Origin of the sequence: Marinobacterium jannaschii DSM 6295 (assembly GCF_000620085.1) — a bacterium.
GTDB classification, from domain to species: Bacteria; Pseudomonadota; Gammaproteobacteria; order Pseudomonadales; family Balneatricaceae; genus Pontibacterium; species Pontibacterium jannaschii.
Genome location: NZ_JHVJ01000006.1, coordinates 304,286 through 328,721 on the forward strand (window position 1 = coordinate 304,286; position 24,436 = coordinate 328,721).

The 24,436-nt window shown below is 57.4% G+C and carries 21 protein-coding genes and 1 rRNA gene; 11 read left to right on the forward strand and 11 right to left on the reverse strand.

Annotation, left to right across the window (positions count from 1 at the left end; genetic code table 11):
• Window positions 1–37: 37 nt before the first annotated feature.
• A complete protein-coding gene (locus Q354_RS24830; RefSeq protein WP_036228682.1) occupies window positions 38–916 on the forward strand; it encodes a LysR family transcriptional regulator in 879 nt (292 codons plus the stop codon).
• A gap of 61 nt (window positions 917–977) precedes the next feature.
• On the opposite strand, the gene Q354_RS0106280 is transcribed toward Q354_RS24830, so the two are convergent.
• Together Q354_RS0106280 and yegD are read right to left on the reverse strand one after the other, a co-directional pair.
• Window positions 978–2,675 (reverse strand): methyl-accepting chemotaxis protein, encoded by a 1,698-nt coding sequence (locus Q354_RS0106280; RefSeq protein ID WP_027856860.1) that lies wholly within the window; start codon window positions 2,673–2,675, stop codon window positions 978–980.
• 419 nt (window positions 2,676–3,094) lie between these two features.
• Window positions 3,095–4,483 carry a molecular chaperone gene (gene yegD / locus Q354_RS0106285; RefSeq protein WP_027856861.1) on the reverse strand — a complete coding sequence of 463 codons (1,389 nt, stop codon included), beginning with the start codon at window positions 4,481–4,483 and terminating at the stop codon, window positions 3,095–3,097.
• Between the two features lie 168 nt (window positions 4,484–4,651).
• Here yegD and Q354_RS27250 point away from each other — a divergent pair, with 168 nt between their 5' ends.
• Window positions 4,652–7,414, forward strand: a complete 2,763-nt coding sequence (locus tag Q354_RS27250) for a bifunctional diguanylate cyclase/phosphodiesterase (RefSeq protein WP_051559943.1) — start codon at window positions 4,652–4,654, stop codon at window positions 7,412–7,414.
• 589 nt (window positions 7,415–8,003) lie between these two features.
• Complete coding sequence (locus Q354_RS0106295) at window positions 8,004–8,246, forward strand: hypothetical protein (protein ID WP_036228686.1); 243 nt, start codon at window positions 8,004–8,006, stop codon at window positions 8,244–8,246.
• Between the two features lie 68 nt (window positions 8,247–8,314).
• Here Q354_RS0106295 and Q354_RS0106300 read toward each other — a convergent pair whose 3' ends face one another.
• From Q354_RS0106300 to Q354_RS28185, 4 genes are all read right to left on the reverse strand, one after another.
• Window positions 8,315–9,217 carry an LOG family protein gene (locus Q354_RS0106300; protein WP_027856863.1) on the reverse strand — a complete coding sequence of 301 codons (903 nt, stop codon included), beginning with the start codon at window positions 9,215–9,217 and terminating at the stop codon, window positions 8,315–8,317.
• Window positions 9,218–9,247: 30 nt separating this feature from the next.
• Window positions 9,248–10,546 carry an MgtC/SapB family protein gene (locus tag Q354_RS0106305; protein ID WP_211252222.1) on the reverse strand — a complete coding sequence of 433 codons (1,299 nt, stop codon included), beginning with the start codon at window positions 10,544–10,546 and terminating at the stop codon, window positions 9,248–9,250.
• Window positions 10,547–10,632: 86 nt separating this feature from the next.
• Window positions 10,633–11,385, reverse strand: a complete 753-nt coding sequence (locus Q354_RS0106310) for a substrate-binding periplasmic protein (protein WP_027856865.1) — start codon at window positions 11,383–11,385, stop codon at window positions 10,633–10,635.
• A gap of 259 nt (window positions 11,386–11,644) precedes the next feature.
• Complete coding sequence (locus Q354_RS28185; RefSeq protein ID WP_156948248.1) at window positions 11,645–11,788, reverse strand: hypothetical protein; 144 nt, start codon at window positions 11,786–11,788, stop codon at window positions 11,645–11,647.
• Window positions 11,789–11,962: 174 nt separating this feature from the next.
• Between Q354_RS28185 and Q354_RS0106320 the strand changes: the two genes are divergently transcribed.
• A complete protein-coding gene (locus tag Q354_RS0106320; protein WP_027856866.1) occupies window positions 11,963–12,373 on the forward strand; it encodes a PhnA protein in 411 nt (136 codons plus the stop codon).
• Window positions 12,374–12,431: 58 nt separating this feature from the next.
• Here Q354_RS0106320 and Q354_RS0106325 read toward each other — a convergent pair whose 3' ends face one another.
• Entirely contained in the window at window positions 12,432–13,052 is a 621-nt protein-coding gene (locus Q354_RS0106325; protein WP_027856867.1) for a TetR/AcrR family transcriptional regulator, read from the reverse strand.
• 185 nt (window positions 13,053–13,237) lie between these two features.
• Here Q354_RS0106325 and Q354_RS0106330 point away from each other — a divergent pair, with 185 nt between their 5' ends.
• From Q354_RS0106330 to Q354_RS0106345, 4 genes are all read left to right on the forward strand, one after another.
• Entirely contained in the window at window positions 13,238–13,723 is a 486-nt protein-coding gene (locus tag Q354_RS0106330; protein WP_036228689.1) for an HPP family protein, read from the forward strand.
• Between the two features lie 49 nt (window positions 13,724–13,772).
• Window positions 13,773–14,396 (forward strand): glutathione S-transferase family protein, encoded by a 624-nt coding sequence (locus tag Q354_RS0106335; protein WP_027856869.1) that lies wholly within the window; start codon window positions 13,773–13,775, stop codon window positions 14,394–14,396.
• Window positions 14,397–14,490: 94 nt separating this feature from the next.
• Window positions 14,491–14,799, forward strand: a complete 309-nt coding sequence (locus Q354_RS0106340) for a hypothetical protein (RefSeq protein ID WP_027856870.1) — start codon at window positions 14,491–14,493, stop codon at window positions 14,797–14,799.
• A 296-nt stretch (window positions 14,800–15,095) separates the two neighbouring features.
• Window positions 15,096–15,404, forward strand: coding sequence for a DUF1840 domain-containing protein (locus tag Q354_RS0106345; protein ID WP_027856871.1), 309 nt, complete (start codon window positions 15,096–15,098; stop codon window positions 15,402–15,404).
• Between the two features lie 11 nt (window positions 15,405–15,415).
• On the opposite strand, the gene Q354_RS0106350 is transcribed toward Q354_RS0106345, so the two are convergent.
• Window positions 15,416–17,044: a cation:proton antiporter family protein gene (locus Q354_RS0106350; protein WP_322786137.1), complete on the reverse strand. Its 1,629-nt coding sequence runs from the start codon at window positions 17,042–17,044 to the stop codon at window positions 15,416–15,418.
• A 353-nt stretch (window positions 17,045–17,397) separates the two neighbouring features.
• Between Q354_RS0106350 and Q354_RS0106360 the strand changes: the two genes are divergently transcribed.
• From Q354_RS0106360 to Q354_RS0106370, 3 genes are read left to right on the forward strand one after another with little or no spacing between them, the layout of a single operon-like run.
• Window positions 17,398–19,410: a TonB-dependent receptor plug domain-containing protein gene (locus Q354_RS0106360; RefSeq protein WP_169828863.1), complete on the forward strand. Its 2,013-nt coding sequence runs from the start codon at window positions 17,398–17,400 to the stop codon at window positions 19,408–19,410.
• A gap of 27 nt (window positions 19,411–19,437) precedes the next feature.
• The gene (locus tag Q354_RS0106365; RefSeq protein WP_027856874.1) at window positions 19,438–20,391 is read left to right on the forward strand and encodes an ABC transporter substrate-binding protein; all 954 of its coding nucleotides are present in this window, start codon (window positions 19,438–19,440) and stop codon (window positions 20,389–20,391) included.
• A complete protein-coding gene (locus Q354_RS0106370; RefSeq protein WP_027856875.1) occupies window positions 20,388–23,015 on the forward strand; it encodes an ATP-binding protein in 2,628 nt (875 codons plus the stop codon). The genes Q354_RS0106365 and Q354_RS0106370 overlap by 4 nt, the downstream gene beginning before the upstream one ends.
• Window positions 23,016–23,023: 8 nt before the next feature.
• Here the strand turns inward: Q354_RS0106370 and Q354_RS0106375 are convergent, their stop codons facing one another.
• From Q354_RS0106375 to rrf, 3 genes are all read right to left on the reverse strand, one after another.
• On the reverse strand, window positions 23,024–23,398 hold the full coding sequence (locus Q354_RS0106375) for a hypothetical protein (RefSeq protein WP_027856876.1): 375 nt from the start codon (window positions 23,396–23,398) through the stop codon (window positions 23,024–23,026).
• Window positions 23,398–23,880 (reverse strand): DUF2489 domain-containing protein, encoded by a 483-nt coding sequence (locus Q354_RS0106380; RefSeq protein ID WP_027856877.1) that lies wholly within the window; start codon window positions 23,878–23,880, stop codon window positions 23,398–23,400. Before Q354_RS0106380 ends, Q354_RS0106375 begins: the two co-directional genes overlap by 1 nt.
• Window positions 23,881–24,179: 299 nt before the next feature.
• Window positions 24,180–24,295: ribosomal RNA gene (gene rrf / locus Q354_RS0106385) — 5S ribosomal RNA — on the reverse strand.
• Window positions 24,296–24,436 lie beyond the last annotated feature (141 nt).

A 24,436-nucleotide genomic window follows, 5' to 3' on the forward strand; every position in this document is an offset into this window, starting at 1 on the left:
ATGCTATCCGGCTCGCCTGCTGGTTGGAGACTTGCTGATGGAACCCTTACTGGATCTGGAACTGCTGCGTACTTTCTCTGCCGTGGTCAAAGCCGGAGAGCTGAAGAAAGCCGCCGAGCAGGTGTACCGTTCCCATGCCGCTGTCAGTATGCAGCTGAAAAGGCTGGAAGAGCAGCTCGGCACCCGGCTGATGGAACGCAATAACCGCGGCATCCGCCTGACCGAGGCCGGGGAAACCCTGCTCAGCTACAGCGAGCAGTTGCTGCGCCTGAACCAGGCAGCCCTCTCCGCACTCACCGAGGAACAGCTTTCCGGCAAGCTGCGCTTCGGCATTCCGACCGATTATGCGCAGGATTTTCTCAATCACTTTATGCCGATGCTGAGTCAGGAGCTGCCACGACTGGACGCCCGGGTCAGCTGTGACCGCAGCCGCAACCTGCGGCCGATGGTTACGCGGGGCGAGCTGGATATCGCGATCGTCGCCGGAGAGGAGGATTCAATCGATGAAGAACTGCTCTGGAGTGAGCGTCTGATCTGGGCCGCCCCGCGCTGTGTGCGGCTGGAGGATGCAGAGAAACTGCCGATTGCGCTGCATGAGGATAACTGCATCGTCCGCGACCTCTGCCTGGAGGGCCTGAAAAGGTCCGGCCGTCCCTATCAACAGGTCTTTGGCAGTACCATGCTGGACAATGTCGCTTCGGCAGTCCACGCCGGGTTTGCCATCTCGCTGTTGCCGGAATCGGTGATCAATCCGCAGCTGATCCGGCCACTGCCCAGCGCGCTGCTCGGCAGTGATGTGATTATGAAGATCAATATGATTGCCGCGCCGCAGATAGAACCCCAGGTGCGGCAGAAGCTGGCAAGCTGCCTGCGTCAGGCCGCTCAGCAGCATGAAAAGGCCAGCTATCAGGGTTAGCGGGCCGCGTTAAATCAGCAGCCGATTCCGGATCAGCGGAGCCGGCCGGGGCCTTAACTCATCAGACCCTGAACTGACCAACATATGCGTTCAGGCGGGTCAGCTCCTGCGACATCTCCTCGCTGACGGCCGAGGTCTGGCAGGCACCGGCGGTGGTTTCCATCGCCACTTCGGTTATCCGCACCAGGTTACGATTGATCTCACCGGCTACCATCGCCTGTTGCTCTGAGGCAGAGGCGATCTGGGTATTGAGGTCAGCGATCTGCTCCACCACCTGGGTCACCTCCTCCAGCGCACCCGCCGTTACCGTCGCCCGTTCCAGACAGCTATCGGCGCTGAGCTGGCCCTGCTGCATGGTTTCAACGGCTTTGGCCGCTTCCTGCTGCAGGCGCGAGAGCAGGTTCTGGATATCCTGAGTCGAAGACTGGGTCCGCTGTGCCAGGGCCCGGACCTCATCCGCCACTACGGCAAAGCCACGGCCGCTGTCGCCGGCGCGCGCCGCTTCAATCGCCGCATTCAGCGCCAGCAGGTTGGTCTGTTCGGCAATCCCGCGAATCGCATCCAGCACTTCGCCAATGCTGTTGGTTTCCCGCGCCAGGGACTGAATCGCCGCAGAGGCATCGGTCACCTCGGTAGAGAGTTTCTGGATAATCTGCTGGCTGTCGATGGCACAGCCCATCCCCTCGGCGACCCGGTCACGGATCACCCCACCCAGGCCTGCGGCCTGCTCGGTGCTCTTGGCCACATCGGTTACCGTGGCGGCCATCTCCTCTACCGCAGAGGCCACCATCTCGGTCTCCTCCTGCTGCCGGTCTACGTTGGCGCGGGTCTTATTCATCACCCGGATGCTGTCGTCTGACTGGACGCAAAGGGCACTGGAGGTGCTGCTGATCGACTTCACCATCTCGCTCAGCTTGGCCATCAGCTTATTGAATGCCTGAGCCGCTTCGCTCAGCTCATCGGTACCGGTTTCATCCAGACGGACGCTGAGATCGCCATCGCCTTCGGCGATCTCACGCAGGCGGTTACGCAAGTTGTTCACCGGATTAGTGACGGCCCGGACGATAATGACCGGCAGCACCACGGCCAGTAGCAGGGCGACCAGCAGAATTCCGCCAATCAGCTGCTGACCGGCCCGCTCGTCGGCTTCAGCCTGCCTGGCCGCGTTCAGCGTAAAGCCCTGGATCTTATTCAACGCCTCGACCAGGGCGTGATCGATATCATCTTCCAGTGCGATCACCTCGGCCGAGCGGCGGAATACGGCGCTGGCTTCGCCCGCCTGTAACTGCTGCAGCAAGACCAGCGCCATCTGATCGTAACGGTTATGCTTGCGATCGATCTTTTGCAGCGTTTCCAGCAGCCGTCGGAACTCAGACGCCGCAGCCTGGCTGTGGGTCGTGACGATCGCGTGAGAGACCCGCTCCTCTGTCTCTGCAAACTCCTGCTCGACCTTCTTTGCCAGTGTTTTGAAATCAGTCACAATCTGATTCAGCTGCCGCCCGGTATCGATACCCGACTCATTCGCCAGACCGTAGGCCAGGGCACGCTCAAACAATACCGCCTGCTCCAGCTGGTGCTCTGTAATCTGAGTCAGGGAGTTGGTGATCGGGATATCCCGTTCCGCGATATCGACCAGCTCGATACCGATCTTCTGCATCTGGCTCCAGGCGACTCCGCCCACCAGCAACATCAGCAGTAACTGCACCGCCGCCAGGGTATAGATTCGGGTGGAGATACGGAAAGCATTCAGTAAAGCCATAGTAAGATCCCTTACCGTCTTCAGGTGACGGAGTGATAGGTCTGAAAGATTGAGATGGAGTGGCTGGGGCAGGCAGATCTGTCTGAAAAAGGGGAGCGGCCCGACAACTCAACATCACACTGCAAACTGAGCCGGGTTCCTGAGGTGGCTGCATAACAACACGGTCGGGTACACCCACTCCTTTTTCCGACCTATTGGTCTATCGGCAGGATAATGAGCGACTGAATGGCGATAAAGGGAATGCGGCGGGAAAAGCCCGATAAAGGTACTTTCTTCGTACTATAACCCTATGAAATAAAAGGCTATATCAATCCGATCAGGTGTTGTGGCTGGAAAAACAACGCTGCTGACACATGGCCGGGTTACGAGGGCCGCTATCTGCCGCCTGCCCCCGTAACCCGGCACGCCAGCCGCAACGGTTAGCGGAAAAGCCCCGCCGCCCAGCGGGTCAGGCCGGCGGTGACACTGCCGAAGTGATCACCATCCACCAGCGGGATATCGCCCAGCTGGCGGGCAATCGCTTCACGCACCACCGGTGACTTGGCGGTCCCCCCTGTGATGTAGATCAGGTCCGGCTGGCAACCAGCCTGTTCGACCACCTCGGCCATCAGGTTCATAACCTTGCTCAGCGGCCGTTCGACGGCGTCCTCGTAGAGTGCGCGACTGAGGCTGTGCTGCAGCCCCGGCTCGATGAAATCCAGTGCCACCGGGTGCTCCGCCTGGTCGGACAGGGCAATCTTGCTGCGCTCACCACAGCGCACTAACTGATAATTCAGCTTATGCTGCTGCAGTTTCAGCAGCCGGGCAATCACCGCCGGTTGCTGCGCATCACGCTCCAGCTGCTGCATCAGTTCGATGTTCTGCAGGCTGTTAAACTCACTCTGGGCTGCAATATCATTCACCGATACGGCATTCCAGTACGGTTGTGCCGGCATCGGCCGGCCACTCTTCAACAGGTCGTGCAGGCCGAACAGCGGCATAAAGCCGTGGTAGCTGAGATGGATATCCAGATCGTTACCGCCAACCCGCTCTCCGCTGTGGCCGAGGAAGTCACCCTGGCGCTCAGTGCGTCCGCGGTAGGACGGCCCCATCTGCACCATCGAGCAGTCGGTGGTACCGCCGCCGACATCCACCACCAGTACGATGCGGTCCTGCTCCAGCCGGGTCTCGAAGTCGATGCCGGCGGCGATCGGTTCGAATAACAGTTCCACATCGCGGAATCCGGCACGTTGCGCGGCGCGTTCCAGTATGCCGCAGGCCTGACGGTTGGCGTCCTCGCCTCCGCTGCCCTGAAAGTTCACCGGACGACCGATCACGGTCTGGGTAATCGCTTCCGCACTGTGACGCTCGGCCGATCGCTTAATCTGCTGCATCATCGCCGTCACGATATCTTCGAAGAAGGCCAGGTGTTCTGGCCGCAGTCCACTGGCGCCGAGGAAGGACTTGGGCGATTTCACGAAATAGCCTTCATCTGGCAGCTCGATATAGTTGGCAACCGCCTCTTCTCCGATATACAGGGTCTGCTCGCCCGGCAGCAGGTCCAGCTCACGCCGGGCCGCAGCGGCCAGCCGCAGCTGGCCGCTGCGCTGGACCATATACTGATCCCGCTGCGAGGCGTCGCTGATACCCAGGCCGACCGCTTCACAGATCAGCTCCCGCGACAGGGCATAGAGGCAGGAAGGCACGAAGTGCTGGTCCTGGTAGAGAGGCAGTAATTTAACCTGCTCAGTGCCCGGATTTTCCGTCTGGGCATCACTGAGCACGCCGATCGCACAGTTAGAACTTCCGTAATCAAATCCGGCAAACATGAACAGCCTCTCTCTGGAAAAACCGCGCAAGGTAACATAACCTGCATGCGATGTGTTGCTGAAGGCACTGAAACATTTTCACACAGAAGCCGAAATTTCACCGGTTGAACTTCAGCGTTAATTTCAGGATATTCACTCAACACACCACGGATTCAGGGATTAGGGGCTATGTTCAGCTCGTTAAGGTCACGCCTAATCAAACTTCTGGTTTTAGTTGCCCTGCCCGGAGTGGGTGTTATCAGCTTTCAGACCTGGGAAGAGCGCAATACCGCACTGGAAGGCAGCCGCCAGGCCGCGATCGAGGTCACCCGCCAGGTGGCCCTGAGCCAGAAGAAAATTATCGATGACACCCGCTACTATCTGGCCCACCTGGCCCAGGCGGAGCCGTTGCAGAACCCGGCCTCTGCGGAATGTCGCCAGTTTCTGCGCCAGGTACTGCGCCTCAACAGCAGCTACATCAATATCGGCGTGCCCTTGCCGGACGGCAATCTGCTGTGTAATGCCCTGCCCCTGAATAAGCCGGTCAATGTCGCAGACCGGGGCTACTTTCAGAAGAGCCTGACGCAGCACAGCTTTGCCATCGGCAACTTCCAGTATGACCGGGCCGCCGGCGTCACCAGCGTGAACTTTTCCTATCCGGTAACCGAATACAACAGTGATCGCATTACCGGTATTGCCGTCGCCGTGGTCTCGCTGGACTGGTGGAGCCAGCAACTGAAGAGCTTCAAACTTCCGGCCGCCGCCACGGCCGTCATCTCCGATTCAGACGGCAAGGTGATTGCCCGCTATCCGCAGCAGTCCGACCTGCTGGGCCGGTCGGAGACCGAAACCGGCCTCCCCGCCCTGCAGACCCTGAGCGAGGACTTAACCCCTGAGATTATTCAGGGCAGTGACGGTATCACCCGCGCCTATACCCGGGTCACCCTGTTTACCAATGCCGAAGGGCGCTCAATCTGCATGATGGTTGGTATCCCCTTTGATGAGGCCCTGGCCAGCGCCAACCGCAATTTCGCCTACTCTTTGCTATCGTTTCTTGCCGCCATGCTGCTGGTTACGCTGTTTGCGCTACGCGAGTTACGCCAGAGCATCCTGCTGCCGCTGCGCAAGCTCACCCTCGCCACCCAGTCGTTGCTGGATGGCCAGCTGGTGCCACCTGCCAGCGGAGACAGTCCGGCAGAGCTGGCGCTGCTGATGGAGCGCTTTAAAGAGATGGCGGAAACCCGGCTTGAGGCCGAGCATCAGGCCCTGCGTCGCAGCAGCGAGCTGGATTCGGTCTTCAAGGCCCTGCCCGATCTGTATTTCCGCCTGTGCCCTTCCGGCAAGGTGCTGGACTGCAAGGGCGATTCCGCCAGCAACCACCGGCTTGAGCTGCTGGCCGGGCAGAACGTCACCCGCATTATGCCGCCTGATATGGCGGAGCGGCTTGAGGCACTGCTGCACAATCACCAGCGCACTGGCGAAACCATCCACTGGGAATATCCGCTACCGGCCGATAATGGCAAGACCATCTTTGAGGCGCGTATCAATGCGATCCAGAACTCCAGCGAACTGGTGCTGGTGGTGCGGGATATCACCGATCGCCGGTCAGCGGAGAACCTGATCTGGCAGCAGGCGCACTACGACAACCTCACCGGATTACCCAACCGGGCGATGCTGCAGCACCAGATGCAGTATGAGATGGCGCTGAGTGACCGCACCGGGCTGCCGTTCGCGATACTGTTTCTCGACCTTGACCGCTTCAAGGAGATCAACGATACCCTGGGGCACGATATGGGGGACCTGTTGCTGAAGCAGACCGCCAGACGCCTGCAGCGCTGTACCCGTGAACAGGACCTGGTGGCCCGCCAGGGCGGCGATGAGTTCACTCTGATCCTGAGCCAGCTTATCCACGCGGATGAGGTGAAGGCGATCAGCCAGCGCATCCTGAAGTCACTGGAAGAGCCTTTCCGTCTCGGCGAGGATATCGGCTATATCACCGCCAGCATCGGTATCAGCCTCTACCCCACTGATGGTGAAACCGCCGAGGAGCTGTTCAAGAGCTCCGACCAGGCGATGTATGCCGCCAAATCACTGGGTAAGAACTGCTACCACTTCTTTACCCCGGCCATGCAGCAGGCGGTGCTGAACCGCATGCACCTGATCCGGGATATGCGCAACGCGCAGCAGGAGAACCAGTTTAAGCTCTACTGCCAGCCGATCATCTGCCTCGACAACGGCTCGATCTGCAAGGGCGAAGCCCTGATCCGCTGGCAGCACCCCGAGCGGGGCATAGTCAGCCCGGCCGAATTTATTCCACTGGCGGAGGATACCCACAAGATCATCGAGATCGGCGACTGGGTGTTCTATCAGGCATTGGAGGCGCTGCCGGCCCTGCGGACACGTTTTGGCGATAACTTCCAGATCAGTATCAATGTCTCCCCGGTCCAGTTCGCCACCGGCAACAGCGGCATGAAAGACTGGCCGGCAGAACTCGACAGCCGAGGCCTGCCGGGTAACTCGCTGGTCGCCGAGATCACCGAGGGACTGATTGTCGATCCCTGCGAGGAAACCAGTCACCGCCTGATCGACCTGGCCCGCGCCAATATTCAGGTGGCGATGGATGACTTTGGCACCGGCTACTCATCGCTGGCTTATCTGCGCCAGTTTGATATCGACTTCCTGAAGATCGACCGCTCCTTTGTGAAAAACCTGGAGACCGACCCGGAAGCCTTCCTGCTCTGCGAAGCCATTATCGCCATGGCTCACAAGCTGGGCATTAAGGTGATCGCCGAGGGCATTGAAACCGGTCAGCAGCGCGACCTGCTGACCCGGGCCGGCTGTGACTATGGTCAGGGCTATCTGTTCTCACCAGCGATTCCGATTGAGACATTTGCCGAGTTGCCGCTGTTTGATGAGACCATCGCCAGTCGCCACGCTGCGATGCTGACCTGATCCGGCCGGGACTGACTGAATCATCCCAAGAGCCATTCCCAGATCCGCTGTTCCGGATAACCGGCTTATTTTCTGTTTGCTCTGAGGTAAGTAAAAGCTCACCAACATAAAGCCATTCACGCCGTGCCGGCTAGCTGCGTCAGGCCCCCGACCACTAAACCGCTGCGGCTAAAGCGACAGATAGAGAACTGTACTGGCAGAGTATTTCTGTTCAGGGAATAAGGCGATGGAACCTTTTAGGGTCGCAGCGTAGCAGCAACGGGGGTGACCTGTCCGGCGTATCAGCACCCCGGACAAAGTAAGTGCATACTGACAAAGAATGCCTTACTGGAAAGCCCCTGGTGATGCACAGGAGAGATCGCCAGACACAAGCTCAGCCGAGCCTCGGCCATCAACCGCAGCGGGGCTAGAGTGCGCCAGCAGCGCCCCCGACCCTGCCCTGACGCCCGCAACACAACACAACACAACACAACAACTGATCTGGCGCAACAAAACTACGACTGGACAAAAAACAGTCAAAATCAATTTGTGCATCGCAATATAAATACCTAAAATTGCGCCGAATGTTTAATTGTCAGGAGTGACTGTCATGATATCCCAGAACCACAGCTACACCGGTATCGCCAATGATGACCGTCGTATTCAGCAGGAACTGCAGGCCATGGGCGCCTTCGATGCTGCGCAGGATGATCAGCCATCGCTGCTGCTCGATATGCTGCGTAGCACAAGTCAGTTTCTGACCTGGCTGCGCTGGAAAGGTGAAGTCGGCGTGTACGGCTGTCGTGTCGGTGCGGATTTTGCGCGCCGTCAGGAAGGTCTGACCTGCGCCTGACAGAGGGCGATAAACAGCAGGCAGATATGATGAAGGGGCAAACCCCGCCGCCTCCGGGCTGCGGGGTTTTATTTTGTCTGCAGGCAAGCCGAAATGACCTGCCAGGCCTCCTCTGCGCTTTCGACAAAGCTGAAGCGCTGCATATCAGCCGCTTCAATCATCCCCTCTTCCAGCAGCAGGTCGAAATTGATCAGCCGCTGCCAGTAATCACGGCCAAACAGCAGGATCGGCAGCGCTTTCACCTTGTGAGTCTGCACCAGGGTCAGGGTTTCGAACAGCTCGTCGAGGGTTCCGAAGCCTCCGGGAAACACCACCAGCGCCTTGGCCCGCAACAGGAAGTGCATCTTACGCATGGCGAAGTAGTGAAAACGAAAACACAGCGCCGGGGTGATATAGGGATTGGGCTGCTGCTCCTGCGGCAACACGATATTCATCCCGGCAGAGGCGACCCCGGCTTCGGCAGCGCCGCGGTTGGCGGCTTCCATAATCCCCGGACCGCCGCCGGTGACCACATGCAGCTGGGGCAACCGGGCTTTGCCCGACTCAGTGCTGATCAGCCAGCCGAGGCGCTGGGCCTGGCGGTAGTACCCGGCATAGCGGCAGCAACGCTCGGCCTCACGTTTGGCCTGCTGCAGGCAATGATCATCCGGTGCCGCCTGCAACGCCTTGTCGGCCTCATCCAGCCGGCGCTCAGCCTCCTCCGGAGGCAAGCTGCGGGCACTGCCAAAGATCACTACACTGTGCTCGATCCCCTGCTCCTGTAACGCCAGCTCAGGCTTGGTCAGTTCCAGCAGCAATCGTACCGGGCGCAGTTCGTCACGCAGCATCAGTTCCAGGTCATCATAGGCCAGCTTGTAGGCTGGCGAGCAGGCCTGCAGGTTAAGCTGGGGATCCCTGGAATGCTCCACATCATCCGCTGCATTGTGAAACATATGCCCATCCGCCGGGCCTGTTCTCGAACGCTCACTCATTTGCAGCCTCCAAAGCTAGTTTGTATTTACTTACAACCACCATCCAAGCAGTGCCGCCGCTGTTGCCAGCAACATAGGTAGCAGGATTCTCAGGCCGAAACGCCCTCCCGCAACACCGCAGGCGATCCCGCCCTTCACCAACGAATTGACGCAGGCCGCCAGCAAGATCCCCTCTACTGCCAGCGACAGGCTGATCTCATCCGGCGCCATTCGCAGCAACGCCAGGGTAATCGCATCAACATCGGTTATCCCGGACAGGGCTGACAACAGCAGGACCCCTGCATCACCAAACTGCTGCTTCAGCCACAGGGTCACCAGCATCAGCAGCATCAGCAACAGCGCAAACAACAGCGCCGTGCTCAGCTCGAGCGGATTCTTCAGTCCGGTATGACGTTTGCCGTCGGCTCCCGAACTGCGCAGGCTGTGCCAGAACATGAGTCCGGCGCTGCTGTACACGACCAGCGCCATCGACATCAGCGGTAGCAACAGGGAGGGCAATATCAGCGGGTTCAGTAGCGATATAACGATCAGCATGCGTGGAAACATAGTGCCGCAGGCAAGCAGGATTCCGGCGGCCAGCAAACACTGTTGTCCGGATTCCCTGTCTGCGCCGGCGTGCCGTGACAGGCGGGAGAAGCTCAGTGTCAGGGCGGTGGACGATGCCAGTCCGGCCAGTAGGGCAGTCAGCAGGACGCCCTTGCGCTGACCAACGATGCGCATGGCGAAATAGCCGCTGAAGGAGATAGCGCTGATCAGCACCACCATCCACCAGACTTCATAGGGATTGATCGCCTGCCAGGGGCCGATACCCCGGTCCGGCAGGACCGGCAGCACCACCACCGAGATCAGCAACAGCTTCAGGGTGGCGTGCAGCTCCTGCGGTTCCAGCGCCCGCAGGACCGCATGGATACTGACCTTGTAGCTAAGCAGGAACAACACCAGCACTGCCGCCGCTGCCGATTCGGTGCTGTATCCGCGGCAGGCGGCAACGCCGAGCATAAAGGTCAGCACGCCGGCGACCAGGCTGGTCATACCGATATCCTGATCGCGCAGCACCTCCAGCAGATACCCCACCAGCAGGAACAGGGTGACGGCAATCAGGCTGAGGCCAATCAGCAACCCCGGCTCGCTACCCGCCAGCAGACCGATCAGACCTCCCAGCAGGCCCAGCAGGCCGTAGGTACGCAACCCGGCGATGCGGGCACCCTCCTTTTCCCGGCGCTGGTGCCAGCCACGCTCCAGCCCGATCAGCAGCCCCTGGGCAAAAGCGATCAGCAATGGCAGTGCGGCGCTGAACTGGGAATCCGGCATCGGCAGCGTTAACTCCATTAAACCTGTGATGCCTTAACCTTATGCCAAAATCGGACAGTAGAAAGAAACCCAGATCAATGAAGACCACCGCTGCCGGCCGGAGATCAGAGATTGTGCTTGCGGATAAGCTCTTCGTAGCGCCCGTCAGCCCGCATCGCTTTCAGCGAGCGGTTGAAGGCACTGATAATCTGTTCCGCTTCGGGATGCTTGCGACTGATCGCCAGGTGCAGCGGCTCCTCGCCAAGTGCATTCAGGCTGAAGGCAAACTGATCGCTATAGGAGGGAATATCTTTCGAGATGGTATAACGGGCAACATATTCATCCGCCAGCGTCAGCTCCACCCGCTGCGCCAACAGGTTTCTCAGGTTGACAATAAGGCTGCTGGATTCGGACTTATTAAAGTTTTTGGCGGCCAGAAATTCATTATTATAAGCGTACCCTTTTAATACCCCGACCTCCTTCCCCTTCAGGCTGGCAAGGCCATAGTATTCATAATCGTCACCGAGCAGTTTAATAAATACCACCCGGTTAAACATATAGGGATCGCTAAACAGATAATCCCGGGCCCGCTCCGGCGTATGCCAGGCCCCCAGCAACAGATCTTTTTTAGCGGATCTGGAGTCCTTCATCGCCTGACTCCAGGGCACCAGCTGGTGATCCAGCTTATAGCCGGCCTGCTGCAGCCCCTGGCGGACAATATCGGCGGCAATCCCTCCCTCTGCGACCTTATCGCTGAAGTAGGGTGGCCAGTCCACCATCACGCCTGTCACCGCTTTATCTTCAGCCCACAGCGGCGGGCTAGCCTGGAGTAAAAGTCCGGCGACCAGAGTGCTAACCGTCTTCTTAAAATGTCTCATTATTCCCTCTTATTTCTTATTATTTTTTCTTTCTTAAAGACCTCGACTTATTCACAGCCAGGAAAACAGTCGATATCTGTTTTTAACCCAAAAACAATTCAATAACTAAACAGTACTATTTATAGAGATATAAATATTTCTAATTTCAAATGGAAACGATTAAAGCGGACGGGTTACGTTTACAGGCAGGTGGTAATAAGGGCTGTCCGGGCAGCGGACGCAAAGCCCTGAACCTGCAATCAGGCTCAGGGCGGCTCAGTCAGCCTTTATAGGGGTTAAAAACATTATCGATATTCTGGCGGATCACGTCACCGTTTTGTGCCGTGGTGCTGTCATTACAGCCAGCCAGTACCGGGGATGTCAGGCTCAGGGCCAATATCAGCCCCAGCAGGATCTTTTTCATAACGATGCCTCTTCTCTGAGCCCACGACAGCACTATAGCGAACCTGCGCCGGGGCACCGCGTCTATGAGTAATTATCAGGATGGGCGCGCCACAACGGATATCACAGATGAATATCAGACTGTAAAGGAGTAGTCTGGCGCCATTCGTTTTCAGCTGAAATTGAGGAGCCTGAGATGGCGGTAAGACGCGATAAACACGAACAGCGTAAACAGGAACTGTCGCTGTTTGGTAAAGACCTGGTACGCCGCTGCAGTGCCCAGTGCGAGATGTGTGGCGACAGCGGTGTGCCGCTGAGTATCTTCGAGATTCCACCGGTCGCGAATGAGCCGGAGTTCGAGCGCTGCGCCATGTTCTGCGACACCTGCCAGGAGCAGATCAACCAGCCGAAACGCCGCGATAACAATCACTGGCGCTGTCTGAACGCGGCGATCTGGTCCGAGGTGGCGATCGTTAAGGCGTTGGCGGTGGTGATGCTGGAAAAGGTTGCCCAGCAGGAGGAGTGGGCCAAGGATCTGCAGGAACAGGTCTACCTGCAGGAGGGCGAGCAGGCCCTGATCGACCAGATCACACCGGAACTCAAATAAGTCCCGGCTCAATACGACAGGCTGGACCTGCTCAGGTCCAGCCTGTCGTGCAAAACTGTTACAGCCGTCCCATCAATCCCGAGACCCCCATCAGTCCGGCGACGCCGATCAGTTTCTGCGCCGAGTCGCGTGCCTTCAGTGCGGCCGACTTATCCCCAAGCAGGTGCGCCGAAATAATCGCCCCCTCCTTGAGTAATACCAGGCTGTCACAGAGCTGCTCGGCCTCCTCGCCCGGTCCCAGTACCACCTCGCAGTGTTTCAGCATCAGTTGGCGTAACGCCAGCTTATGCTGCTGGCAGCGCTGAAAGATCGGGCAATCCGCCTCGCCATACTCGGCACTGGCATTGATAAAGAAGCAGCCACGAAACGGTCCCAGCATCTCCACCCGCTCGTTAAACCAGTCATCCAGGGCAGTGAAGATCGCCTTGATCGCCGGGGCTCCGTCCGGTTGCTCGGTAAGACAGAACTCCAGCCAGCCACGGAGGCGGCGATCACGCAGCTCAATGGTCGCAGCAATCAGCTCCTCCTTGCTGGCGAAGTGGCTGTAGAGGGTTTTCTTCGCCACACCCGCGGCTTTCAGTACCTCATTGATGCCCACCGCATGGATACCCTGTTGGTAAAACAGCTGTAGCGCCGTCTCCACCAGCAGGGTGCGCTTATCTGTTGTCTGTATCGCCATGAATTATCCACTTCTGCTATTCAACGCAAACAGTTTGACACACAGAGACAGATCGGTCTACTCTTGCCGAATCAAGGAGACAGACCTGTCTACCCAGACAGCTCGCAATGTAGACAGATCGGTCTCCAGACGGATTATTAGTTATCAACAGGGGCCGTCGGCTCCCGTAAGTAGTGAGAAAAACCATGAGCAGTGATCAGATCGCAAGCAAACAAAAGCTGAAAGCCGCCGCACTGGCAGCACTGGGCGGCATGCTGTGTATAACTTTACTGGCGGAACTGGGCCAGAGCGGACTCTGGGGTGTCTGGCTGATGGCGCCTTTCGGTGCTTCGATGGTGATTGTCTATGCCCTGCCCGCCAGCCCCCTGGCACAACCGCGCAATGTGGTGCTGGGCCACCTGCTGGCCGCTGCGGTTGGCCTGCTGGTCGCCGATCTGGTGGGAGTACACAGCTGGAGCCTGGGACTGGCGGTCGGGCTGGCCATTGCAGCCATGATGCTGAGCAATACCCTGCATCCGCCGGCGGGTGCCAATCCACTACTGATTATGCTCACCGGTGAGCGTTGGGAGTTTCTGCTGACGCCGATTCTGGGCGGCGCACTGCTGATCGTTGCCCTGGCCTGGCTGTTTCACCAGCTGCAGCGCCAACCTTATCCACAGCGCTGGCTGTAAGTTCAACTTATACTCAGCCACCCGCTGAGCCGATACAGGAGTAACTGAAATGCCTGCTATTAAACTCTATCGTCACGCTCTTTCCGGCCACTGCCATCGTGTCGAAGTGTTGCTGTCTCTGCTGGGACTCAGAGCGGAGGTTATCGATGTCGATCTGATGAGTGGCGCCCATAAGCAACCGTCATTCCTGCAAAAGAACGCCTTTGGCCAGGTGCCGGTGCTGGAAGATGGCGATATCACCCTGGCAGACTCCAATGCCATTATCAGTTACCTCGCCCTGCGCTATGACCCGGAGAGACGGTGGCTACCGGAAGATCCGTTACTGGCCGCCGAGGTGATAAGGTTCCTGTCGCTGGCCGCAGGCAAGATTGCCAATGGTCCGGCAACGGCCCGCCTGATTACCCTGTTTGGTGCGCAGCTGGATGCCGACGACGCAATAAGCACCGCCCATGCCACCCTGGCGGTACTGGAGCAACACCTGAAGCCACGGGACTGGCTGGTCGGTCAACAGGCAACCCTGGCGGATGTCGCCTGCTACAGCTACATCGCCCATGCACCAGAAGGCAATGTCTCCCTCGATGGTTATCCACAACTGCGGGACTGGCTGGCCCGCTTCGAGCAGCTACCGGGATTTATCCCTATGCAGGCCAGCCCGGTTGGGCTGAACGTCTGATAGCTCCCCTGCCTTCCCTGCGGCAGAATGAGCGTGCTGATCAGGACGCTCAGCACGCAACCAGCCAACCGCGCTGACGAAGACAGGGAAAGCTATGTGCTACAAAAAGATCGCGCCGACATTGCTCGCCGGCCTGCTACTCAGCCACGAGGCGCAGGCGGATTACATCAACGGCCGCCGTATCAATACCGGCGGTGATATCGGCGAGTTATACCAGGTATTGGGAGAGCCGATGGCGAAGGGACGCTCCGGCAAGGTCTGTGAACGCTTTGACGGCAAGAAATACTGCAGCAGCTATCGCTACATCTGGAAACAGGGCGATCGCTACCTGCAGGTCAATGTGCGTAGCCGGATGATCGTGAAGATGAACTGGACCCGCTTCCGCTCTGCGCTGTGGAAATAGCCTCAGACAATCCGTGACGAAAGCTGGCACGCCGCCTGGATCAGGTTCTTAGAATAGGTACGGGCATCCTGAGCGTTGAGCATATCACCGCTGATACCGGTGCTTGGACAGGATCGCCACGGCTGATCCGCTTTTCAGCGGTTCAGCCCCGTGTCGGAACCGATTTTTCCCGCTTTTATTATCCCGGCTTCGCCCCATCGGCTAAGCCCCGTTCCGCGCCCTTGCGCCCAGATTCAACTTAAAATATTCATCACGGCGCTCTATGCTTAGAAATATCGTAAGCAGGGAGAGAGCCAATGCTGATCACATTTAAATCCGAAGCCTATGCCAATATCACCATGTTCGGCGATGTCGGACTGAGTCTGCTGAAACTGATGGGCTACAGTGCCGTGCCCGGGTCTATTCTGGCGGAAGATGTCCCGGAAGCGCTGCAGCGCCTGAAAAGTGCAGTTGTGGTGGATAAGATTGTCCAGCCTCAGGCTATTGAGGACAACGCGGACAGCAGCACTCCGGTAAACGTCAGCCTGGCCAAAAGGGCAATACCGCTGCTGGAGATGCTCACCGCAGCGGCCGCCGATGAATGCGATGTGATGTGGGATAAGTAAGCGGGAGACAATCAGCTCCCCCGCAACGGCACCCCGCGTTTCTCACGCGCTTTCTCAATCACGCTCAGGCTGTCTTCGGCAAAGCTGGTACCGGCCTCGGTGAAGAAGTTATACACATGGTCGATACCCGCCTTGTGTAATGGCTTCAACTCATCCTGGTAACGGGCGATGGCAGCCAGTTCGCCCTGATAGTTGGCATTACGCAACTGCACTGACACGTTAATCATGTCGTCGATGGAAGGTAGTGCCAGCATGATCAGTTCGATCTTCGACAGATCCAGCTGTTCCCAGTGATCGGCATCCTCACCATCGCCGAAGAACACATGCAGGCCCTTCTCCTGCAGCCGGCTGATTCGTTTACGGTCGGCATCCATTCCCCAGACCTTGTCGCCATGCATATTATAGAGCGCCTTAAAGGCCCCCTTGCCGACCCGCCCCAGTCCAACCACCAGCATCTCGGCATTGTAAGGCTGGACAAAGTAGTCCTCCGGCAGCCGGTTCTCCATCTCGAAGGTACAGATCTGATCTTTACGCCGCATATAGATGGTATGGGCCGAACGGTAGAGCAGGCTGGTGACCACAAACGAGAATGAAACTGCCAGAGCTATAATCACCAGCCATTCACGACTGAGCCAGTTGGCGTCAACACAGAGTGCCGCCACAATCAGGCCAAACTCACTGAAATTGCTCAACGCCAGCGCCGACAGGTAAGAGGTTCGGCCACGCAGGCGCAGACGGGTAAAAACCAGGAAGAACAGCAGGAACTTGACCGGAATCAGGACCACCAGCAGCGCGCCAACGGAGATCATTGACCAGTCCGGCAACGCCGTGAAACCAATCGACAGAAAGAAGCCGATCAGGAAGATATCCTTAAACGCCATCAGCGATTTATTCAGCTCGGAGGCCTTGGTGCTGGAGGCCAGCAACATGCCGAAAATCAGCGCACCGAGATCGCCTTTGACACCCACGGCGTCAAACAGCTCGTAACCTCCCAGAGCCAGGAAGAACCCGGTCAAAGGCAACAGCTCGCCGTGTCCCGCTTTCACCAGCAGCTGATCCATCAGCGGTCGTACCCAGTAGAGGGCAATCAGCCCGAGCGCCCACAGCGATGGGATTTTACCGGTCGCCAGCACCAGAAACAGCACTGCGGCAATATCCTGCATCACCAGCACACTGATAATCAGCTGGCCATGGCGGGTTTTCATCTCGCCACTTTCTTCCAGTAATTTGACGATACAAACGGTACTGCTGAAGCTAAGCGCAAACGCCAGTAACGCAGCCGCCTGCCAGCTTAATTCGGTAAAGTACGGCACGGCCAGCACCGCGAGAAAGACCAGTCCGGCGGCGATCACCAGATTCCAGATGGCCATATGCGCCAGGGTTCCGGCCCAGACTTCCCGCTTCAGCAGGTCCTTTACATTGAGTTTGAGGCCGATCGTAAACAGCATCAGCGTGATTCCCAGATCCGCCAGCGTCTCCAGGTTTTCCGTGGGCTGCAGCCCCATAAAGTGCAATACAAAACCGGCAGCCAGAAAGCCAATCAATGGCGGCATAGCCACCATCTTGACGCCAAGACCACAGACAAATGCAAACGCTACCCAGATAAATTCCATGAACACCACTTCTGCAAATTTCGACAACCAGTAACTCTACCACGCTTTTCTGTCTCGTCGTCGTTAGCAACCGTTATCAATAGTGCGACATCAGGGATAAACATAGCGCCGTTATTGCGCCGCGCCGCAGATATCCAGACCTGCGGATGATGTTTAGTGCTGTGAATTCCGATAAGATATGAGCGATCAAAAAATCACCGAGCCAGCACTATGGACTGGATATTCGAGAATAACGGATTCATTCTGGAAGCGATTATTATGCTCGCAATCATCATCTACGTCGGCACCCGAATCTGAGCAGCTGCGGGATAAGGATGATCTCCATACAGCGCTGTTGCCGACTGATACCTTTAACACTGCAGCGACTACCGGTGCTGGCTGTGCTGGTTGCGCTTCCGCCGGTGCACGCCAGCGACTTCAGCGAAGCGGATCTGCTCACCGACATACCAACCGTGGTCAGCGCCTCACGCATGCCACAGCCGCTGGCGGAAACACCCGCCGCCGTCACCCTGATCGACAGAGAGATGATTGAGGCCTCAGCGGCACTCAATGTCCCCGACCTGCTACGACTGGTGCCCGGCATTCAGGCCTTTCATGTCAGCTACAACACCTTTGGCGTTACCTACCACGGCGTCAGTGATAACTTTCCCCATCAGATGGAGGTACAGGTCAACGGGCGCAGTATCTATATCCCCTTGCTCTCTGCCGTAACCTGGGAAACACTGGGGCTGGTGCCGGATGATATCGAGCGAATCGAAGTGATCCGCGGCTCAAACATGCCCTCACAGGGAACCAATGCCTTCCTCGGCGCGATCAATATTATTACCCGCTACGGCACGCGTCCCGAGGGCAGCACGCTATCAACCACGCAGGGAGAACGGGGTGAACAGCGCTACCGTTTCAGCCATCAGGGCCACGCCGTTGCGCTGGACTATCAGTTTAACGCCGGCTATCAGCAGAACGATGGCAATAAGCTGTTTCAGGACCGCATCGACAAGAGTTATTTCAACAGTCGCCATAGTTTCACCCCAAGCCTGAATGATCAGTTCGATATCCAGCTGGGCTTCAGTCAGGGCGAGGTATTCACCGGTGATGGCGATCACTCAGGCAACCAGTTTATCGGCCGGGAGTTCCATCAGAACTATCAGCAACTGCGCTGGCTGCATACGCTGGACCTGCAGCAGGAATTACAGCTGCAATTCTATCGTAATCGCCTGAAAGCTGACGTCGACCCGATACCGGCGGAAGCCGTACCCCAGGTTCAGGAAGAAGCCGCTCGCAACGGCCTCAGTAGCGAGCAGTTCACCCAGCTACTTGGGATTGATGGCACCTTGCTGCGCCCCAGCCGGGAGCATGGTGATACCACGGTCAATGACCTCGAACTGCTCTATCGCTTCCAGAGTGCAGGCCGGTTCAACCTGAGTAGCGGCCTGGGTTATCGTTATGAAAGCATCAAAAGTGACGCGATCCTGTCCCGCGCAGACCGTCAGAGCAGCCAGCGCCGGCGCCTGTTCAGCAACCTCAGCTATCAACTCAGTCCGGAATGGATATGGCACCTGGGTGCGCTGTATGAAGAGGATGAGCGCAACCGGGCATTTTCTCCGCGCACCGGGCTGAGTTACCAGCTGACTCCGGAACAGACACTCAGGTTGTCACTGAGCCGGGCACGGCGGCTACCCTCGCTGTTAGAACGGAAGATCAGCGTCGATATCCGGCAAAATGCCAGTAACAACTTCGCTTTGCTGGATCAGCAGTTCTGCAGTAACGACGAACTGAAACCGGAACTCAACGAAAGTATCGAGTTGGGCTATCTGCTGCGCCCGGCAGGTAAACACGGGGGATTGTTCGACCTGCGGCTCTATCAGGAAGATATCAGCGACGCACTGACAGATCATTTCATCCCCTTTGCCGATCAGCTCGACAACCGCTGCATCCAGGTTCATAACGGCGCCCGCTGGCGGGCCCGGGGCGTTGAGTTTCAGCTCAAGCAATCGCTCTCCCCCGCCGACTTTATGGTTCTAAGCTATGGCTATAACAATGTCGAAGGTATTGAAGACCGCGGACTGAAAGGGATAGAGCCTCTGGATGACACGGCACCGCTGCATACCGCATCGCTGTTGTGGAAGCATCAGTTCAGTTCCGATCTGTCCTTCAGCCTGGCCGGCTATTTTATGAGTACCGTTAACTGGCTGGAGGGCGCTACTGTGGCTCGCCCGCGCAAGGCTTATCGTCGCGCGGATATGCAATTGGCTAAACTATGGCGGCTGAGAGGTGACAATGAAGCAGAAATTGCGCTTATCGTGCAGAACCTGTTCGATGAGGAGTATTCCGAATTCTATGAATTCAATAGCTTCCGGCGACGTGGATACGTCCGCTTAGCACTCCGATATTAGATCTCAGTGGCACAAGGGAATGGAATCTTGCAGGCGACTCTGAATATAAAGCGGTATATCTTGCATCTGGCCCTGCTCTGCCTCTGTTGCGCAGTGGTTCCAGCTGGCCGCGCCACAGCGGGAGAGATACTGATCGTACTGAGTCAGGATATCGCCAGCTACAAAGAAACCGCCCGCGCCATCAGCCAGCACCTGAGCCTGCAGATCGATCAGACCACAGCCGAACAGATCAGCGAGGAGGATGAACCGCTGCCGCTCGGCCAGTATCGCTATATCATTGCCGTCGGCGCCAAGGCGACTCGGGAAGTTCTGAATTCCCCCCTGACCGCCCCCCTGATCAGTACCTTCATACCGCGTCGTACCTATCAGCAGATTCTGTCCGAAAATCCGCTGCATCCGCTGATCAGTAGTCAGCAGACAACAGCCGTTTATCTCGACCAGCCTCTGGCCCGGCAGATCCGGTTGGCGCGCCTGATCTCCCCCCGGGCAAAACGCCTTTCCACCGCGTTAGGGCCGGATTCCAGTAAGGACCTGGCACTGCTTAAACAGGCCGCCGAGGCGCAGCAGATGGTTCTCAGCCATGCCCTGCTGGAGCAGGACAGCAACCCGATCCGCCAACTACAGCCGCTGATCGAGAACAGCGATATGTTTCTGACCCTGCCAGACCGTGCCGTGTTTAACCGCACCACGGCAAAATGGATTCTCTACATCTCGTTTCGCCAGCGGGTACCACTGATCGGCTTTTCCCGTAAGTACGTCGAAGCAGGTGCCATCGCCGGGGTATTTTCCGAGCCGGAACAGATCGGCCGGCAGACTGCGGAGCTGATCAATCAGCTGCCCGCCCAGCCGGGGCAGCTGCCTCCGCCGGCCGTACCTAAGTATTTCACTGTCGAAACCAACGAAACAGCGGCCCACTCGCTACGGATGCCGATTCCCGCCGCAGATGTACTGGAAACTGCTCTGGAGGAGGCCGAACGATGAGCCGCCTGGAGTTAAAACGGCTGGGGATTAAATATCGTCTGCTGGCCACCACCCTGATCCCGCTGCTACTGCTAACGCTGACCCTGGGCGGCTACTTTATCAACAGCCGCCTGCAGGATGCCGAAGGTGCCCTGCTGGAACGGGGCAGTACCATGGCCCGCCTGCTCTCAGCCTCGGCTGAATTTGGTCTGCTGACGGGAAATCAGGAGATGCTGCATTCATTGATGCGCGGCCCGAGCAAGGAGAAGGGTGTCGCCGATATTATCTTCCTGTCATCGGATTTCGAAGTGGTACAGCGGGCAAACCCGAATGGTCTGGAACTGGACCGGGATGTTGCATACCCCTACTTTGATAACCAGCAGGGAACCTTTCTGCACCCGGTCATCACCACCGGCGTCGACATAACCGACAGTCCGGAGTTTGCACTGGAAGATAACTCAGCGGAGATTATCGGCTGGGTAGCCGTGGTCCTGTCCCAGACTCCGACTCTCGACTGGAAACAACAGATCCTGCTGAAAGGCACCTTGCTGGCGCTCGGATGCTTTCTGGTCACCCTGATTCTGGCCTCCGCCGCCGCTGCCCAGATTATTCGTCCGATCGTATCCATCACCCGGGTGGTCGAGATGCTGCAGAACGGCCACCTCAATGCCCGCACCCATATCCGCGCCCATGGTGAGCTGAAGAACCTGTCGGAGGGGATCAACAAACTGGCCCACCGGGTTCAGGAATCGAACCAGAGCATGGAGAGCCAGATCAACCTCAAGACCCAGCGGCTGCAGGCAACGCTGATGCATCTGGAGCGTCAGAACGACTCCCTGAGCAAGGCCCGGAAACGCGCCGATAATGCCAATCAGGCGAAGGATGAATTTCTCGCGCGCATGAGCCATGAGCTGCGTACGCCGCTGACATCGGTATTGGGATTTGCCCGGCTGCTGGACCAGAGTGAACTGCAGAGCGATCAGCGTGAATACACCCGTATTATCGATCAGACCTCGGGACTGCTACTGTCGATCATTGACGATATCCTCGACTTTTCCAAACTCGAGTCCAACGCGATCACGCTGGAAGCGATCGATATAGAGCTGGACAGCTGCATTCAGCAGATGATCGACCTGCTGGCACCCAGCGCCCATGCCAAAGGGCTGGAGCTGATCACCTGTATCGATCCTGAAACACCCAATGCCCTGATCGGCGACCCTGTGCGCCTGCGCCAGATCCTGACCAATCTGGTTAGCAACGCAATTAAGTTCACCGATAGCGGGCATGTGTTGATAGAGATCTATCCAACCAACATTCAGGAGCAGAATACCGAGCTGGTCATAGCGGTCAGTGATACCGGTATCGGGATTCCTGAAGAACAGATCTGCCACCTGTTTCAGGCCTTCAGTCAGGCCGACACCTCGATCACCCGCCGATTCGGCGGCTCTGGCCTTGGCCTGGTGATCAGCCGCCGCCTGGTCGAGCTGATGCAGGGCCGCATCACTCTGAACAGCCAGCCCGGAATCGGTACCCAGGTACAGATTCAACTGGAACTCCCACGCCAGGCCGAGCAGGCCTGCGCAGTTATCGAGCAAAAGCCCAGAGTCCTGATCTATGATGCAGAGCCGCTGATTCGTAAGTCGCTACGCTACCAGCTGACAGCGCTGCAACTCCCGGTCAGTGAAGCCGGTAGCCTTGGCTCACTGGCCCAGCAGGCGATCGACCAGCCGCTGGACAGCATCATTATCGGCATTCCGGCTGCCGCCAGCGACCTGTCCCGGCTGAGTCAGTGCATCCAAAACATCCAGCTGCACTTCAAAGGCCAGATCCTGATTCTCAGCAGCAAAACCAATCAGCTGACAGAACTGGACGACTGTATCATGCTGAGAAAACCCGTCAGCCAGCGTCAGCTGCTGCACCACCTGATGCCACACTACTTTAAACTTCCGGCCGTACTGGAACAGAAGGTCTCGTCCTATCACGCAGTGCGCATTCTGGTCGCCGAAGATAACGACTTTAACCGCTTGCTGATCCGGCGTATTCTGGAGCGCGCCGGAACCGAGGTGGTGGAAGCGGCTACGGGGCTGGAAGCCCTGAAACAGATGGATGACAGTATCGACCTGGTACTGATGGACGTACATATGCCGGAGATGGACGGCATTCAGGCCACCGAAAAGCTGCGCAAGCAGTATCCGAAACTGCCAATTGTTGCCCTCACCGCCAATATCGTCTCCTCAGAACACGAAAGGCTTAAGGATGCGGGTGTCAATGAGGTCCTGCTTAAACCGATTAACGACACTGCTCTTTGTAGCAGTATTCAGCGCCTGACCAGTTCAGACAGTGTTACCACGCCACAAAACAGCCATCCCACCACCCGCTTATCGGACTATGAGATCGGCAAGGACGACCTGGCAGTTGAGCTGAGGAAACAGCTGGAAGGGTTGAACGAGGGGATGTCTATGCGGGACCGCACGCGAATGCGGCATCATACCCATCAGCTGCTGGGATTAGCGGGGCTATATGAACTGGCCGAACTGGAAGCATCCAGCCAGACGCTGCACGATGCCCTGAAAACGGACTCGCTGAAACAGGTCTGGCAGGCCTACTGGCAACTGCAAAGGCTGATCAACAATGAACAATACTGAGAAACGGCTCAGAACTCTTTAACCACCGGTTCTTTGGCGATTACGGCGTCCAGCTCATCCGCCAGCAGCCCCAGGCGCTCACGCCCTTCCTGACCGTAGATATATCCATTCAGCCCGGCACCACAGGGGGCCTTATCCTCTGTCCCCTCATCGATCTCCAGGCACTGCTCACGAAACGTTTCGAGTACCGGATCATGCAGTATCGGCAGCGACAGAAACAGCTGCCAGGCCTCTTCCGAGGCCTCACCAGCGATGACCTCTCGAATCAGCTGCAAGGTCTCTTTTCGTCCCGGGCGGTAAGTAGGCGGCCGGCCAAAAGCCAGCGCCAGGGCAAGCCCTACCAATACAACCAGAGTAACAATAAAGACAACGATAATTTCCATCAGTGAACCAGCTGCTCGAACGGAAATTCTGCCAGCCTGGACGCCGCAGACTCCACTTCAGCCTTATACCTCTTCTCTATCCGATCCATCTCACGCTGGAACTCCCTTTTCTGCTTCGCATCCAGTTTCTGCCAGGCTTCCAGCATCGGGATGTGTTTCACCTGCTCATAGACCTCCTGAATAACCGCAAAGTCCGGATCCAGGTGTAGGTTGGGTGCCAGCTGATCGATCAGCATATAGAGCCGGATACAGGCCTCAGGCAGCTTCAGGCTCTCATCTTCCGGCAAGGCACGGCAGATCACCTGAATACTCATTATCAGATACTCCCGATGCTCTCGTGCCTTACGCTCAAGTACCTGCCGCTGCTCCTCCTGATCCCGCTTCTGCTGCTCAATCCGACGATACTGTTTAAAGATATAGATGGATAAACCGGCGATTGCGACCAGACCAATAGCAATTAGTGGATAGGTAAGATCAGCCATATCTCAGATTTCTCCTATGAACGGTTTAATTATCAAGCGGCTGAAGGAATGTACATTAAAGACGCCGGATTCGCGAGCTACGAGCCAGCAGTGTGATGCGGAGCCTCGGGAAATACAGGCTTTACCAGTCCGATGGCGAGTTTCGCTTTCAGGGTCGCGAGCGGTGTACGTGATGAAGCTTACAATGCCCAGCGGCCAACGGGCTGGGGGATAGCCGGGTTCCGCGCGCACGGTTTTTCTCCGGCCGTAAAGGCAAAAACCCCCGGCCTCAACGAGACCGGGGGTTCTGCGTATTCAATGCTTGGCGATGACCTACTCTCACATGGGGAGACCCCACACTACCATCGGCGATGCCACGTTTCACTTCTGAGTTCGGGATGGGATCAGGTGGTTCCACGGCTCTATGGTCGCCAAGCAAAAACTGGACAATCTGGACTGTGCTTAATTCTGATACGACGATCGCTTGTCTCTCAACCAATCCGGGAGATGGATCTATCGGTGTCTTTACGACGTGTTACTTCAGCAGGCCGTCAAACGCCTTTGGCGTTATATGGTC